Origin of the sequence: Delftia sp. K82 (assembly GCF_002193035.1) — a bacterium.
Lineage (GTDB): Bacteria > Pseudomonadota > Gammaproteobacteria > Burkholderiales > Burkholderiaceae_C > Comamonas > Comamonas acidovorans.
On record NZ_MYFL01000001.1, the window covers coordinates 3,175,873 to 3,189,996 of the forward strand.

The 14,124-nt window shown below is 68.3% G+C and carries 12 protein-coding genes and 1 tRNA gene; 10 read left to right on the forward strand and 3 right to left on the reverse strand.

From position 1 onward, the window contains the following. From KDK82_RS13920 to KDK82_RS13940, 5 genes are all read left to right on the forward strand, one after another. Positions 1-1,383 carry a multicopper oxidase family protein gene (locus KDK82_RS13920; protein WP_088165228.1) on the forward strand — a complete coding sequence of 461 codons (1,383 nt, stop codon included), beginning with the start codon at positions 1-3 and terminating at the stop codon, positions 1,381-1,383. 20 nt (positions 1,384-1,403) lie between these two features. Next, positions 1,404-1,895 carry a plastocyanin/azurin family copper-binding protein gene (locus tag KDK82_RS13925; protein ID WP_088165534.1) on the forward strand — a complete coding sequence of 164 codons (492 nt, stop codon included), beginning with the start codon at positions 1,404-1,406 and terminating at the stop codon, positions 1,893-1,895. 38 nt (positions 1,896-1,933) lie between these two features. Continuing rightward, complete coding sequence (locus tag KDK82_RS13930) at positions 1,934-2,461, forward strand: DUF411 domain-containing protein (protein ID WP_088165229.1); 528 nt, start codon at positions 1,934-1,936, stop codon at positions 2,459-2,461. 15 nt (positions 2,462-2,476) lie between these two features. After that, the gene (locus tag KDK82_RS13935) at positions 2,477-2,869 is read left to right on the forward strand and encodes a copper-binding protein (protein ID WP_047474281.1); all 393 of its coding nucleotides are present in this window, start codon (positions 2,477-2,479) and stop codon (positions 2,867-2,869) included. Between the two features lie 66 nt (positions 2,870-2,935). After that, positions 2,936-3,946: a P1 family peptidase gene (locus tag KDK82_RS13940; protein ID WP_034392050.1), complete on the forward strand. Its 1,011-nt coding sequence runs from the start codon at positions 2,936-2,938 to the stop codon at positions 3,944-3,946. Between the two features lie 6 nt (positions 3,947-3,952). On the opposite strand, the gene KDK82_RS13945 is transcribed toward KDK82_RS13940, so the two are convergent. The 3 genes from KDK82_RS13945 to ettA all read right to left on the reverse strand — a co-directional run bounded on the left by KDK82_RS13945 (position 3,953) and on the right by ettA (position 9,609). Further along, positions 3,953-5,098: an FAD-dependent monooxygenase gene (locus KDK82_RS13945; RefSeq protein ID WP_088165230.1), complete on the reverse strand. Its 1,146-nt coding sequence runs from the start codon at positions 5,096-5,098 to the stop codon at positions 3,953-3,955. Between the two features lie 167 nt (positions 5,099-5,265). Continuing rightward, positions 5,266-7,887 carry a DUF1631 family protein gene (locus tag KDK82_RS13950; protein ID WP_088165231.1) on the reverse strand — a complete coding sequence of 874 codons (2,622 nt, stop codon included), beginning with the start codon at positions 7,885-7,887 and terminating at the stop codon, positions 5,266-5,268. Positions 7,888-7,947: 60 nt separating this feature from the next. Continuing rightward, positions 7,948-9,609 (reverse strand): energy-dependent translational throttle protein EttA, encoded by a 1,662-nt coding sequence (gene ettA, locus KDK82_RS13955; RefSeq protein WP_013803101.1) that lies wholly within the window; start codon positions 9,607-9,609, stop codon positions 7,948-7,950. 267 nt (positions 9,610-9,876) lie between these two features. Here ettA and KDK82_RS13960 point away from each other — a divergent pair, with 267 nt between their 5' ends. The 5 genes from KDK82_RS13960 to KDK82_RS33445 all read left to right on the forward strand — a co-directional run bounded on the left by KDK82_RS13960 (position 9,877) and on the right by KDK82_RS33445 (position 14,073). Beyond that, positions 9,877-11,676, forward strand: coding sequence for a DEAD/DEAH box helicase (locus KDK82_RS13960; RefSeq protein ID WP_088165232.1), 1,800 nt, complete (start codon positions 9,877-9,879; stop codon positions 11,674-11,676). 94 nt (positions 11,677-11,770) lie between these two features. Then, positions 11,771-11,920 (forward strand): hypothetical protein, encoded by a 150-nt coding sequence (locus tag KDK82_RS32800; protein ID WP_156517002.1) that lies wholly within the window; start codon positions 11,771-11,773, stop codon positions 11,918-11,920. After that, positions 11,917-13,674 (forward strand): M14 family metallocarboxypeptidase, encoded by a 1,758-nt coding sequence (locus tag KDK82_RS13965; protein WP_088165233.1) that lies wholly within the window; start codon positions 11,917-11,919, stop codon positions 13,672-13,674. Before KDK82_RS32800 ends, KDK82_RS13965 begins: the two co-directional genes overlap by 4 nt. A gap of 85 nt (positions 13,675-13,759) precedes the next feature. Continuing rightward, a tRNA-Arg gene (locus KDK82_RS13970) sits at positions 13,760-13,836 on the forward strand. A 111-nt stretch (positions 13,837-13,947) separates the two neighbouring features. Then, a complete protein-coding gene (locus KDK82_RS33445; protein WP_368731464.1) occupies positions 13,948-14,073 on the forward strand; it encodes a biotin/lipoyl-binding protein in 126 nt (41 codons plus the stop codon). Positions 14,074-14,124: the final 51 nt, after the last annotated feature.

Genomic DNA, 14,124 nt, shown 5'->3' on the forward strand with positions numbered 1-14,124 from the left:
ATGAACCGCCGCAACTTCTTCACCGGCGCGGCCGTGGCCGCCGTCTCCAGCGCCGCCGTCAGCCGCGTGGCTCTGGCCGCCCTGCCCGAGGCAGCGACCCAGTCCTCGGCCGAAACCGCCGCCCCGCTGGCACCGCCCAACGGCCGCCCCTACCGCCCCGTGGTCACGCTCAACGGCTGGACCACGCCCTGGCGCATGAACGCAGGCGTCAAGGAATTCCACCTGGTGGCAGAGCCCGTGGTGCGCGAGGTGGCACCGGGCTTCTTCGTCAACATGTGGGGCTACAACGGCCAGAGCCCCGGCCCCACCATCGAGGTCGTGGAAGGCGACAAGGTCCGCATCTTCGTGACCAACCGCCTGCCCGAGCACACCACCGTGCACTGGCACGGCCAGCGCCTGCCCAACGGCATGGACGGCGTGGGCGGCGTGACCCAGCCGCACATCCCGCCCGGCAAGACCTTCGTCTACGAGTTCACGGCGCGCCGCCCCGGCACCTTCATGTACCACCCGCACGCCGACGAGATGGTGCAGATGGCCATGGGCATGATGGGACTGTGGATCACGCATCCGAAGGCGGCCCATCCGCAGATCGCCGAGGTCCAGCGCGACTACGCCTTCCTGCTGTCGGCCTACGACGTGGAGCCCGGCTCCATGACGCCACGCGTGGCCGAGATGACGGACTTCAACATCTGGACCTTCAACAGCCGGGTGTTCCCCGCCATCAGCCCCGTCGTGGCCAGGCGTGGCGACCGCGTGCGCCTGCGCGTGGGCAACCTGACCATGACCAACCACCCCATCCACCTGCACGGCCACGAATTCGAGGTCACGGGCACCGACGGCGGCCCCGTGCCCCGGTCCGCGCGCTGGCCCGAGGTGACCACCGACGTGGCCGTGGGCCAGATGCGCCAGGTGGAGTTCATCGCCGACGAGCTGGGCGACTGGGCCCTGCACTGCCACAAGAGCCACCACACCATGGGCGCCATGGGTCATGACACGCCGACCATGATCGGCGTGGACCACCGGGGCCTGGTCGGCAAGATCCAGAAGATCGTGCCCGACTACATGGTCATGGGCGAGCGCGGCATGGGCGACATGGCCTCCATGGAAATGCCCCTGCCCGACAACACCTTCCCGATGATGACCGGCACGGGCCCCTTCGGCCCCATCGAGATGGGCGGCATGTTCACCACCCTCAAGGTGCGCGAGCAGCTGGGCGCCAACGACTACGGCGACCCGGGCTGGTTCACCCACCCCAAGGGCAGCGTGGCCTATGAGTGGAAGGGGCCCGCGGCCGAAGCCTCCGCACCGCGCCAGACCACGCCCGGCCAGTCCCCCGGCGCACCCAGCGTGCGCAAGCCCGGTGCGGGCCATGAGCACCACTGATGCCATCCAAGGAGTACCTCATGAACACCTTTGCCCTCCTCCTCGCCACCGCACTGCTTGCCGGCCCCGCTGCCGTCTTCGCCCATGGCAGCGAAGCCCACGATGACGCTCCCAAGGCCGCCGCGGTCAAGGAGCAAAAGCCCTGGGGCATTGCAGGCGATGCCTCGGCCGCCCGGCGCACCATCACCCTGCACATGAGCGACAACATGCGCTTCACGCCAGAGCGCATCAGCGTCAAGCGCGGCGAGACGGTGCGCCTGCGCGTGGCCAACAAGGGCCAGGTCATGCACGAGATCGTGCTGGGCACGCCGGCCTCGCTGGACGAGCACGCGCAGATGATGCTCAAGTTCCCCACCATGGAGCACGGCGAGCCCTACATGGCCCATGTCTCGCCCGGCAAATCCGGCGACCTGGTCTGGAATTTCAACCGCGAAGGCAGCTTCGACTTTGCCTGCCTCATCCCCGGCCACTACCAGGCCGGCATGCGCGGAACCATCACGGTGACGCAATGAGCGCGCCACTTCTTCCCCCCCCCCTTCAGGAGCACCCCATGAAACATGAACGCATGGCATCCGCCCACCCGCGCCGCAGTGCGCTGCGCCGCATGGCCCTGGCCTGCACGGCATTCGCCGCCCCTTCGCTGTGGGCGGCTGCACCCACGACGCCCAAAGCACCCAGCACCGGCACCCCCGTCGAGGTCTGGAAGGACCCCAACTGCGGCTGCTGCCAGGACTGGGTGGTGCACATGGAGCAAAACGGCTTTGCCGTCACCGTGCACGACACCGGCAACAGCGCCGTGCGCGCCAAGCTGGGCATTCCGGCGCGCCTGGGCTCCTGCCACACGGCCCTGGTCGAAGGCTATGCGCTCGAAGGCCATGTGCCTGCGGCCGACGTGCACAAGCTGCTCAAGCAAAAGCCCAAGGCGCTGGGCATTGCCGTGCCCGGCATGCCCGTGGGCAGCCCTGGCATGGACGGCCCCGAGTACGGCGGCCGCAAGGACCCCTACGAGGTGCTGCTGATCACCAAGAACCTCATGAACAGCGACGTTTCCACCCGTACCTTCACCAGCTACCGCTGAACCCCGGAGCACACCATGCACAACACAGCCCTCCTTGTTTCCCGTACGTCCCGTACCGCCCTAGCCGTGCGCCTGGCCCTTGCCGCCGCACTGATCCCGGCCTGGGCCGGTGCCCAGGCCACGGCCCACGACCATGCGGCGCATGGCGCGCAATCTGCCGAAACCGAACCTGCCGCCGCCAGCCAGGACCTCAGCGAAGGCGAGGTCACGCGCTGGGATGCTCGCACCAGCAAGGTCACGCTGCGCCACGGCGAACTCAAGAACCTGGGCATGCCGCCCATGACCATGGTCTTCCAGCTGCGCGTGGCTGCACCCGAGCCCGCCCTCAAGGCCGGCGACAAGGTGCGCTTTCGCGCCGAGCAGGACCAGGGCGCCTTCGTGGTCACGCAGCTGGAAGTGCTGCGCTGAAGAGCGGGTGCAGGGCTGCCGTTTCGGCTAAGGTGAAGGCCTGTCCATCACCGAGCAGAGCAGCGCATGCCAAGCACCGACTCAGACCCCGGCTCCATCACCCGCGTACAGGGCATCGAGGTAGGCCACCACACCGATGCCCGCCGCCCCACGGGCTGCACCGTCGTGCTGGCGCGCGGCGGTGCCGTGGGGGGCTGCGATGTGCGTGGCGCCGCCCCCGGCACGCGCGAGACCGACCTGCTGCATCCTTCCAACCTGGTGCAGCAGGTGCATGCCGTCATGCTCTCGGGCGGCAGCGCATGGGGGCTGGACGCGGCCAGCGGCGCCATGCGCTGGCTCGATGAGCAGGGCATAGGGCTGGATGTGGGCGTGGGCCGCGTGCCCATCGTGCCGGCCGCCGTGCTGTTCGACCTGGCGGTGGGCGACAGCCGCATCCGCCCGGGTGCCGATGCCGGCCATGCGGCCTGCCAGGCCGCCAGCGCCGCGCGGCCTGCCGAGGGCAATGTGGGCGCCGGCATGGGCGCCTGCGTGGGCAAGGTCTTCGGCATGGATCGCGCCATGAAGGGTGGCATTGGCACGGCCTCGCTCACCGTGCATGGCGTCACCGTGGGCGCGCTGATCGCCTGCAATGCCGTGGGCGATGTGGTCGACCCCCACAGCGGCGCGCTGCTGGCCGGCGCGCGCAGCCCCGATGGCCGCCAGCTGCACGACACCTGCCGTGCCCTGCTGCGCGGCGAAGAGCCCCGGCCGCTGCTGGCAGGCACCAACACCACCATCGGCGTGATTGCCACCGATGCACGCATCACCAAGGTCCAGGCCCAGCGCCTGGCCGTGGTGTCCCATGACGGCCTGGCACGCGCCATACGCCCCGTGCACACCATGAGCGATGGCGACACGCTGTTCGCCCTGGGCACGGGCCTGGCCGAGCACTCGCTGGGCATGCTGACCCTGTCCGCCATGGCCGCCGAGGCCGTCGCCCTGGCCACGGTGCGCGCCGTGCTGGCCGCGCAGTCGCTGACCACGGCCGAAGGGCTGGAGCTGCCCTGCGCCAGGGAACTGGCCGCCTGCCGGCCCTGACCGGGCTCAGGCCTGCAGCGCAACCGCCCAGGCGTCGTAGCCGTAGACACCATCGGCATTGCCACCGGCGCGCAGCCAGTTGTTGCCGCGCGAGCCGATCTGGATCTCGCTGGTGCGCTGCATGCGCATGGCCTGGTAGCGCGCCAGGACCTCGGGCACCTGCTGCGGACCCGGGGCGGCATCCAGGTTGCGGGCCAGCACCACGGCGTCTTCGATGGCCATGCCTGCGCCCTGGGCCATGAAGGGCATCATCGGGTGGCAGGCATCGCCCAGCAGCGTGATGCGGTCCTGCGACCAGGCCGGCAGGGGATCGCGCTCGTACAGCGCAGTCTTGAGCACGCCATCGCAGGCGTCGAGCAGCGCCCGGGCGTCGGGATGGAAATCGGCGTAGAAGCCGCGCAACTCCTCGACGCTGCCGGGCGTGGTCCACGATTCCTCGTGCCAGGAATCCTGGGCCGTGGTGGCGAAGATGAAGGTGTCGCGCCCCTGGTTCAGAGGAAAGGTCACGATCTGGCTTTGCGGCGTGGCGCCCCACCATTTGGTGAAGGCCTGGATGTCGGGCACATGGCGCACGCGCTCGGTGGGCACCACCGCGCGGAAGGCCACCACACCCGTGAAGCGCGGGCTCTCGGCACCGAACAGGGTCGCGCGCACCACGGAGTGGATGCCGTCCGCGCCAATGAGTGCGTCCAGCCCGGCCACTTCGCTGCCATCGGTGAAGGCGATGTCCACGCCTTGCCCCGTCTGCGTGATCTCGCTGGCACGCTTGCCCAACTGCACCTGGTCCAGCGGAAAGGCATCGGCCAGCGCGGCCAGCAGATCGGCGCGGTGGATGGTCAACTGCGGGGCGCCGTACTTGCGCTCGGCCTCGTCACCCATGGTCAGGCGCGAGGTTTCCTCGCCCGTGTCCCAGTTGCGGCTGATGCGGTGCGTGGGCCGGGCGGCGCTGGCGCGCACGGCGGCGGCAATGTCGGCGCCCAGGCCATCGAGGGCGCGCACGGCATTGGGCGTGAGGTTGATGTCCGCGCCCACGCGCAGAAACTGCCGGCTTTGCTCGAACACCAATACTTCATGCCCTGCCTGGTGCAGCGCATTGGCTGCCGCCAGTCCGCCAATGCCTGCTCCGACGATGCCTATCCTCAAACGCGCCATGGTTCCTGTCTCCTGCTGGTGGGGTCTATTCGGTAATGCGCCCCGTGATCCGGAGCGCACCGATGCAGGACATTGTCTTTTTGACAGGCCTCAGGCCTCAACCTCCGCAAGGCCCGAATTGGGCACGATTCGTCCCCATCGACGCCGGCGCATGTGCGGCAGGCGCCTCAGTCCACGCGCCGCAGTTGCCCTTGCGCCAGCAGCTTGTCGCGCATGCGGCGCGTCATGGACTGGGTGCTGCCATCGGTGGCCGTGAACAGGAACAGCGTCTGCTGCGGACTGACCCAGGTCAGCTGGGTGCGAATGCACTGCCGGGCGTTGGACAGTTCCACCCAGGTGCCCAGCGCCCAGTCTTCGGACACCATGGGAACCACCGGCGGCGTTGGCTCCAGGGGCAGCGCGGGCTCGGTGGGCATCGGGGCGGCTTCGCCACCGGCCAACGCAGCCTGCGCGGCAAGCCCCGCAAGCCCAGCAGGGGCCTGCGGCGCTTGTGCAGCCGGGGTGGCCGGCAGCTCATCCTGCAGCGCCTCGGGCAGTTCCAGGTCCTGCTCGGTCAGCGCGCCGATATCGTCCGCCATCGGCTGCAGCACATCGAGCGGCACCGGCAGGGAGGCCGCCACGCCAAACAACGACTGCGGCAAACGGGCCGCCAGGGAGCCGGGCGTTGTCTGGCCAAGCGTTGCCGCACCAGTGGAGGAAGACAGGGACGCCAGCACCGAGTCCGACCCGTAGATGGTCGGCGGTATGGAGTCCAGATAAATGTCCACGCTCTCTATGGGCTGGCGGACCACACCGGCATCCAGCGCGTCCTGGTGCAGGCCGGCCAGGCGCGCGGCAAAGGCCTGGATTTCCTCTTCCGTACGCCCCACGCTGCGCAGGCCGGCGCGCAGCCGGGCCTGCAGCCGGGGTGCCAGCGCCACCAGGCGGTCGGTATCGCGGCCCGCGTGCGCCGACACGCTCCACAGCAGGCTGGGCACCAGGGCCAGATAGCCGCCGGGGTCCCGGGCCTCGCTGCCGTCCACGGGTTCCTGAACGCTGGCGATCACTTCGGCCCAGGGTCCCGTGGCGAATTCCAGAATGTCATCGGGCACGCCCTGGGCGCTGGGCAGGCGCCGGATGGCGGCTGCAATCTGCTCGGCCCTGGGCATGGCGGTTTCGGGCCAGCGCGGGTCCACGCCCCGCCCTTCCACATGCCTGAGCGCAGCCGAGACAGGCCCGGTCACCGTGCCGCCTTCCGGCACTTCGCCAGGGCCCACGGGCTGCATGCCGCTGCCGCCCCAACCGTCGCGCAGCTGCTGCAGCACCGTGGCAAAGGCCGACGCATCGGCACGCTGCAGGGCCGCCAGCCGCATGGCGGCGGAATCGGCCACCTGCAGGAATTGACCGTAGCCCGGCGCGGATTCACTGTCGAACCACAGGCTGCGTGCCGTCAGCTCATCCAGCAGTTGGCGCGCGGGGTGGCTGCGGTCTTCAAAAAAGCGTGCGTCCTGGACCACCAGTTGCTGCAGCAGCGGCTCCAGACGGCCCACGGTGCGCTGCACGGAAGGCAGCAGACGCGTGTCGGCCGCCATGAAACGCATCATGCGCTGCAGGGTGTGCAGCGCGGCGCCGTCGTCGGCACGCACGCCGGGTGCGGGCTCCTGCTGCTCGGGCGGCTGCAGCGCCTGCATCAGTTGCTCCAGCTGGGCCGAGTGGTGCTGCACGGACTCCAGCGCCATGCAGCTCAGCGAAGTCCAGCCTTCGGGCAGCGCCGCCAGCACGGTGGGTGCCGTCTCGCTGCCCTGCCAGGCGGTGGTCTGCAGGCGGTTTGCGCCGTCCATGGCCGGCGCAAACTGCCCGGGCACGGAATAGGCGGATGTGTGGGCCAGCGCCAGCATGGAAGAAGGCGCCGCAGCGGGCGCCTCGCGGTGTGAATCCATCCAGCGTGGGTCTGACAGCAGGGCGGCTACCAGGCGCCGCGTCAGCTCATCTTCCTGCGCCTGCTGGCCGAAGGCGCCGTAGGCGCGGCTCTGTGCCACGGCATCGCCATAGTGGGAAGGTGCCCGCCAGCGGCTTTGCCCCGGCAGGTCGGAATGGCGGCGTCCCGCCTCGGGCGATGGGGCCTGTGCCGGCGCCAGGCCATAGGCCGCAGGCTGCACCCCCTTGTCACGCAGGGATTGGGCGATATGGCCGTACTCGGACACCAGCAGCGCACCCAGGTGCTCGCGCATGAAGCCCAGCCAGCAGGCGGCGGAGCCGGGGTCCACCCCGGTGTCGTCGATCACGCGCTGCAGCGCCTGCACATAGCTGTGGGGCCGCAGCGGATTGCGTTCGGGCTGGACACGGTCCAGGCCCTGGACGGCGCTGACCAGGGCATCGAGCTCGGCCAGCGCGATCTCCACCTGCGGCGCCACATGCTGCAGCAGGCGCTGGTGGGCCAGCTGGGACTGCAGCACGGAATCGTCCAGGAGGGAGAGGGAGGCGAAATCGGTGGTGCCGGGCACACCGGACGCACCGGACGCACCGGACATGCCAGGCACAGGGGGCCAGGCAGCAGCGCCGCCGGATTGACCAAAGCATTCCAGCAGCGCCCGCCCATAGCCCTTGAGCATGGGCGCCCGATGGCGGGCCAGCAGCTCCAGCGCCTCGGGGATTTCAGCGCGGCGCGGCAGGCCGGAGCCCGGCTGGTCGGCCTGCTCCATGGCATGCGCCGTGCGCTGCAGCAGCCGCAGGATCAGCGCCTCCGAGCCACGCACGGCCTGCACCAGGCAGGCTTGCAACGCGGCAACAGAAACGGGTGGAGGATTCATGGCCCGAAGAATACAGGCTCCAGCCCGTGCCGGAGGCGCTTTGAGGCTTGCCTTTGATGCTTACTTCAGTGCCTTGTAGCGCATGCGCTTGGGCTTGGCGCCCTCTTCGCCCAGGCGCTTCTTCTTGTCGGCTTCGTACTCCTGGTAGTTGCCGTCGAAGTACACCCATTGCGAATCGCCTTCGGCGGCCAGGATGTGCGTGGCGATACGGTCGAGGAACCAGCGATCGTGGGAGATCACCAGCACCGTGCCCGCGTACTCCAGCAGCGCGTCTTCCAGCGCACGCAGGGTTTCCACGTCCAGGTCGTTGGACGGCTCGTCCAGCAGCAGCACGTTGCCGCCCTGGATCAGCGTCTTGGCCAGGTGCAGGCGGCCGCGCTCGCCGCCGGAGAGGTTGCCGACCTTCTTTTGCTGGTCCTGGCCGTTGAAGTTGAAGCGGCCTGCGTAGGCGCGCGACGCCATCTGGAACTTGCCGACGTTGATGATGTCCAGCCCGCCCGAGATGTCTTCCCACACCGTCTTGTCGTTGGCCAGCGCGTCACGCGTCTGCTCCACATAGGCCATCTTGACCGTCTGGCCCACGATGACTTCGCCGGAGTCGGCCTGCTCGCGCCCCGCGATCAGCTTGAACAGCGTGGACTTGCCGGCACCGTTGGGGCCGATGATGCCGACGATGGCGCCAGCGGGGATGTTCATGGTCAGGTTGTCGATGAGCACGCGGTCGCCAAAGCTCTTGGTGACGTTGTTGAACTCGATGACCTGGGTGCCCAGGCGCTCGGCCACAGGAATGAAGATTTCCTGGGTTTCGTTGCGCTTTTGGTATTCGAAATCGCTCAGTTCCTCGAAGCGCGCGATACGGGCCTTGGACTTGGTCTGGCGGCCCTTGGCATTCTGGCGAACCCACTCCAGTTCCTTCTTCAGGGCCTTGGCGCGGGCTTCCTCGCCCTTTTGCTCGGACTCCAGGCGGCTTTGCTTCTGGAACAGCCATTCGGAGTAGTTGCCCTTGTAGGGAATGCCGTGGCCACGGTCCAGTTCCAGAATCCACTCGGCAGCGTTGTCCAGGAAGTAGCGATCGTGGGTGATGGCCACCACGGTGCCGGTGAAGCGGTGCAGGAACTGCTCCAGCCATTCCACGGACTCGGCGTCCAAGTGGTTGGTGGGTTCGTCCAGCAGCAGCATGTCGGGCTTGGACAGCAGCAGCTTGCACAGGGCCACGCGGCGCTTTTCGCCACCGGACAGCTTGCCGATCACGGCATCCCAGGCCGGCAGGCGCAGGGCGTCGGCAGCGATCTCCAGCTGGTGCTCGGAGTCGGTGCCGGCAGCGGCGATCTTGGCTTCGAGCTCGCCTTGCTCGGCGGCCAGCGCGTCGAAGTCGGCGTCGGGCTCGGCATAGGCGGCGTAGATTTCATCAAGGCGCGAACGGGCCGCGTTGACTTCGGCCATGGCCTCTTCCACGGCCTGGCGCACGGTGTGCTCCGCATTGAGCTGCGGCTCCTGCGGCAGGTAGCCGATGGACAGGCCCTGCATGGGCAGCGCCTCGCCTTCGAATTCCTTGTCCACCCCAGCCATGATCTTGAGCAGCGAGGACTTGCCCGAGCCGTTCAGACCCAGCACGCCGATCTTGGCGCCCGGGAAAAAGCTGAGAGAGATGTCCTTCAAGATCTGCCGCTTGGGCGGCACGGTCTTGGTGAGGTGGTTCATCGAGAAAACGTATTGAGCCATTCTGGTCCGAGTACTTGAATCGTTGATTTCTGCAAAAACCGGGCAACAAATCGGTTGCACGCCAGCCGTGATTATCGGCGCATGCGACAATACCCTGCGTCACGGGTTCCAGTTGCCCGTGACATCAGCATTCCAGCTGGGGACGATGGACGCTGTTTTCCAGGCTCCCGACATTGAACTACATCCGCCTACGACTGGTCCGGCAACCGCCCTGGTTGCCTCGACAGGCAGATACCCAGCGCCCCGGACGGGCGCATCTTTGATCACATGACATTTGAAGAACTGAATCTGGCTCCCGCCATTCTGAAGGCCGTGCTTGAGGAGGGTTACGAGAACCCGACTCCCATCCAGGCACAGGCCATCCCTGCGGTGCTCGCCGGCCACGACCTGCTGGCAGGTGCCCAGACCGGCACTGGCAAGACCGCTGCCTTCACCCTGCCCATGCTGCAACGCCTCTCGCAAGGCCAGGTGCCGCGCAACAAGTTCGGCGGCAAGGGCATCCGTGCCCTGGTGCTGACGCCCACGCGTGAACTCGCCGCACAGGTCGAGGAATCGGTGCGCAGCTATGCCAAGTACCTGGACATCAACTCCACCGTCATCTTCGGCGGCGTGGGCATGAAGCCCCAGATCGACCGCATCAAGAAGGGCGTGGACATTCTGGTCGCCACGCCGGGCCGCCTGCTGGATCTGCAGCAACAAGGCTTCATGGACCTGTCCACCGTCGAAGTCCTGGTGCTCGACGAGGCCGACCGCATGCTGGACATGGGCTTCATCCATGACGTCAAGAAGGTGCTGGCCCTGGTGCCCAAGGACAAGCAAAGCCTGCTGTTCTCGGCCACCTTCAGCGACGAGATCCGCGACCTGGCCAACGGCCTGCTGCGCAACCCGCAGTCCATCCAGGTCACGCCCAGCAACACCACCGTGCAGCGCATCACCCAGGTGATCCACCCCGTGGGCCGCGGCAAGAAAAAGCAGGTGCTGCTGCACATCATCAACGAGAACAACTGGAGCCAGGTTCTGGTGTTCACGCGCACCAAGTTCGGCGCCAACAACGTTGCCGAATTCCTGACCAAGAACAACATCAGCGCCATGGCGCTGCACGGCAACAAGAGCCAGAGCGCCCGCACCCAGGCCCTGGCCGGCTTCAAGACCGGCGAGCTGCGCGCCCTGGTCGCCACCGACATCGCTGCACGCGGCATCGATATCGATGAGCTGCCGCACGTCGTGAACTACGAGATCCCCAACGTGTCCGAGGACTACGTGCACCGCATCGGCCGCACGGGCCGTGCCGGTCGCGAAGGCCACGCCGTCAGCCTGGTCTGCATGGACGAGGAAGGCTTCATGATGGACATCGAGCGCTTCACCAAGCAGGAAATCCCTGTGCAGGTGCTCGAAGGCTTCGGCCCTGAAGAGGACGAAGTGGCCGAACCCATCGCCATGGGCCGCCAGACCATCTGGGGCGGTGCAGGCAAGCCGCCCAGCCGTGACGTCATGCAGGCCGCTGCCAAGGCTGCGCGCCAGGAAATGATGGACCGCATCCGCACCACCAAGGCCACCCAGCCCGACCGTGGCGGTCGCGCAGGCGGCCGTGGCCAGGCTCCCAAGGCCGGCTCGGACGAAGGCCGCTCCGAAGGCAACGCCGGCGGCCAGGGCCGTGGCCGCAACCACGCCGGTGCAAGCGCCAACAACAAGCCGCGCCGCGATCGCTTCGATGGTCCGGGCAATGGCTCCGGCGCCGCCCACCGTCCCAAGGCAGCCCACCAGAACGCCCCCAGGCGCGGCCCGCGCCCTGACGGCGAAGGCGGCGGCGGTGTCCGTCGCTTCGATGACCAACCCCCGCGCGCTGATGCCCACCTGGGCACGCAGCTGGGCCATGCACGCAGCAGCGGCCCCCGTGGCAGCGCAGGTGGCGGCCAGCCCGATCCGATGCGCACCAGCGTGGACACCATGGCCGAACGTGGCCGCCGTGGCGGCTTCAACCGCGGCGGCAATGGTGGCGGCGGTGGTGGTGGCGGCTTCGGCGGCGGTGGCCGCGGCGGCCCCTCGCGCGGCGGCTACGGTCGCTGACCTGCACCACGGCTCCTTGGCATGCCCTGCGGCAAGCCGAGGAATCCGCCAGCAAAAAAGGGCTGCATCTCTCCGGGGCTGCAGCCCTTTTCACATGGCGCAGATTGCGCATTCAGCCGACAGCGCGCCGCAAGCCTGCATGGCTATCATCCCGATAGCATTGCGGCCTGCGGCGATTGAAGGCCGCGCCCTTTTCCCGGATTTCAAAGACTCCCCCGACTGGTTCCTCAAGGCCACGCCATGACACTGCAGACCCCACACGCCACCCCATCCAGCCAGCGCCCCGATTCGGAGCTGCCACAGGACAGGTTGCGGTGGTCGGCCCTGGCGTGCGCAGCCCTGCTTTCCGCCTGCGCCAGCACCCCGCTGCCGCCATGGCCCACCACCTCCAAGCCCCAGGCGCCCGCCCCCGCCCGGCCGGCCCCTGCCACCCCGGTGGTGCCCCAGGCGACCACGCAGCCCATCGCGCCGGCCAACAACCTGGTCCCCCTGCCCTACAACGCGGCCGTGGCAGCGCGCTTTCCCGATCCAGCCACCCGCTACGACACACCGGGCCTGGCGCCGCAGCGCAACCAGTTCACCACGGCCAGCGAACTGTCTTCCTGGCTGAACAGCCAGGCCAGCAAATCCCTGGGCCGCGACACGCGCCTGGGTATCGTGCAGCCCGGCAGCTCGCAACGCGGCAGCCCCATCCAGGCCCTGGTGGCCACGCGCGCACCCGGCATTCAGCCGTCGGCGCTCTATGACAGCCGCCGCCCCACGGTCATGCTCGTGGCCGGCCAGCACGGCGACGAACCTGCGGGCACGGAGGCCTTGCTCATCATCGCCCGCGAGCTCGCGCCCGGCGGCCTGCTGGAGCCGCTGCTGCAGCAGATCAACGTGATCCTCGTGCCGCGCGCCAACCCCGACGCCGTGGAAGCCGGCACGCGCAATGCAGCCGATGGCACCGACATCGCCCATGACCACCTGCTGCTGAACACGCCGGAGGCCAAGGCCCTGGCCACCCTGGCACGCGACTACCGCCCCGTCGCCGTGGTGGACCTGCAGGAATTCCCCGCCGCCAGCATCTTCCTGCAGAAGTACCAGGCCATACAGCGCTACGACGCCCTGCTGCAGTACTCGGCCACGGCCAACCAGAATGAATTCGTGACCAAGGCTGCGCGCGAGTGGTACACGGCGCCGCTGCGCACCGCGCTGTCGCAGGCCGGCCTGAGCAGCGACTGGTACTACACCACCAGCCAGGATCTGCAGGACAAGTCCATCTCCATGGGCAGCCTCGCGCCCGATTCGCTGCGCAACGTCAGCGGGCTCAAGAACTCGGTGGGCTACCTGGTCAGCAGCCGTGGCTCGGACCTGGGCCGCGCCCACATCCAGCGGCGCGTGCATACCCTGGTCACCGCGTCCACACGCATGCTGCATTCCAGCGCCGAGCGCGCCAAGGACCTCACCCAGGTGCAGGCCTTCGTGGCGCGCGAGACCGCCTCCCTTGCCTGCCACCAGCAACTGGCCGTACTGGCCGAGCAGACCCCCGAGCAGCGCACCCTCACCATGATCCAGCCCGACACGGGCGCCGACCAGCAGGTGCGCGTGGACTGGAACGCTTCGCTGCAGCCGCGCACCACGCTGTCGCGCCCGCGCTCCTGCGGCTATTGGCTGTCCGCCAGCGCCCAGCCCGCCGTGGACAGGCTGCGCCTGCTTGGCCTGCAGGTGCTCAAGGTGGCCGAGCCCGGCCAGCTGCTGGCCGACTCGTACAACGAAGCCCGCTCGGCCACGCCCGCCAGCGGCGCCTATGCGCTCACGCGCGGCGCCGTCGAGGCGCCAGTGGGCAGCTACTACCTGACGATGAACCAGCCCATGGCCAATCTTGCCGCTGCAGCGCTGGAGCCGGACACACCCTACAGCTACCTTGCACGCGGCCTGGTGCCCACGATGACCGACATGGCGCGCGTGATGGCGCCTCCTTCGGTGGTTTTCGAGGAAGAAGACGACGCCGAATGACGGCAAGGGCGCCGAGGCACGCCGCCAAGCCCTGAGCGCCCACCCATTGCGGGTATGATCCGCGCTGGCCCGTCAGCGGCCATACCTGCCCGTAGCTCAACCGGATAGAGCAATTGCCTTCTAAGCAATAGGTCGGGGGTTCGAGTCCCTCCGGGCAGGCCATCCTGGCATCCCAAGAAATCCCAACAAGTCCAAAGAAGTCCAGGAGCCCGCGCTGGTCTCGGGCTTCAGGTACATCCAGCTTCCGACCTCGTCCATCGGCCAGCGATGAAGATGGAGTTCCAGGTAGTAGCCAGCCAGGCAGGCAGGATTGCTGCCGTGCATTGCAAAGCGGGAAAGGCTGTAGCTGAGGGCGATGCGTTGATGGTGCTGGAAGCGTCGCAACCGGCCGGCTCCTGAAGTCCTGTGCGCCATTCAAGGAGACCGGCCTTTTTCAGCTCGGTGCGATGT

Bases quoted from the DNA above. Each gene is read 5' to 3' on its own strand.
- KDK82_RS13935 (WP_047474281.1), top strand. From the start codon at position 2,477: ATGCACAACACAGCCCTCCTTGTTTCCCGTACGTCCCGTACCGCCCTA.
- KDK82_RS32800 (WP_156517002.1), top strand. From the start codon at position 11,771: ATGGCGCAGATTGCGCATTCAGCCGACAGCGCGCCGCAAGCCTGCATG.
- KDK82_RS13965 (WP_088165233.1), top strand. From the start codon at position 11,917: ATGACACTGCAGACCCCACACGCCACCCCATCCAGCCAGCGCCCCGAT.
- KDK82_RS13960 (WP_088165232.1), top strand. From the start codon at position 9,877: ATGACATTTGAAGAACTGAATCTGGCTCCCGCCATTCTGAAGGCCGTG.
- KDK82_RS13945 (WP_088165230.1), bottom strand. From the start codon at position 5,098: ATGGCGCGTTTGAGGATAGGCATCGTCGGAGCAGGCATTGGCGGACTG.
- ettA (WP_013803101.1), bottom strand. From the start codon at position 9,609: ATGGCTCAATACGTTTTCTCGATGAACCACCTCACCAAGACCGTGCCG.
- KDK82_RS13930 (WP_088165229.1), top strand. From the start codon at position 1,934: ATGAAACATGAACGCATGGCATCCGCCCACCCGCGCCGCAGTGCGCTG.
- KDK82_RS33445 (WP_368731464.1), top strand. From the start codon at position 13,948: ATGGAGTTCCAGGTAGTAGCCAGCCAGGCAGGCAGGATTGCTGCCGTG.
- KDK82_RS13920 (WP_088165228.1), top strand. From the start codon at position 1: ATGAACCGCCGCAACTTCTTCACCGGCGCGGCCGTGGCCGCCGTCTCC.
- KDK82_RS13940 (WP_034392050.1), top strand. From the start codon at position 2,936: ATGCCAAGCACCGACTCAGACCCCGGCTCCATCACCCGCGTACAGGGC.
- KDK82_RS13950 (WP_088165231.1), bottom strand. From the start codon at position 7,887: ATGAATCCTCCACCCGTTTCTGTTGCCGCGTTGCAAGCCTGCCTGGTG.
- KDK82_RS13925 (WP_088165534.1), top strand. From the start codon at position 1,404: ATGAACACCTTTGCCCTCCTCCTCGCCACCGCACTGCTTGCCGGCCCC.